This window comes from Photorhabdus noenieputensis (assembly GCF_018448935.1).
Classification (GTDB): domain Bacteria; phylum Pseudomonadota; class Gammaproteobacteria; order Enterobacterales; family Enterobacteriaceae; genus Photorhabdus; species Photorhabdus noenieputensis.
Window position 1 is genome coordinate 1 of record NZ_RCWC01000191.1, and the last position, 440, is coordinate 440.

General features: G+C 55.7%; 1 protein-coding gene. It reads left to right on the forward strand.

The genetic code is table 11. The features are described from left to right. Window positions 1-440: two-partner secretion domain-containing protein (locus tag EAE91_RS23805; RefSeq protein WP_214090579.1), on the forward strand; the 440-nt coding region annotated here is incomplete at both ends.

The window sequence follows — 440 nt, forward strand, 5'->3', positions numbered from 1 at the left end:
GCTGAGGTGATTATTGCCAACCCGGCGGGCATCACCTGTAACGGTTGTGGGTTCATTAACTCACATCGCACCACGCTCACTACCGGACAGGCGCTGATGGAGCAGGGCCGATTAAAAGGGTTTGATGTCAATCAGGGGGAAGTGCGGATTGACGGGCACGGCATGGACAGCACACAGCAAAGTTACACCGATATTATCGCCCGCTCCGTGGCGATTAACGCCAAATTACATGCGCAAGACCTGAAAGTGACCACCGGGCGCAATATTGTGGATGCGGCGCATCAGCAGATGAAGAAAAAATCGGTTGACGATGAAAAGCACCCGGCGTTTGCGTTGGATGTGGCGGCGCTGGGCGGCATGTATGCCCATAAAATCAGGCTGATAGGCACCGAAACGGGGGTGGGCGTGCACAATGCCGGTAATATCGGTGCGTCTGCCGG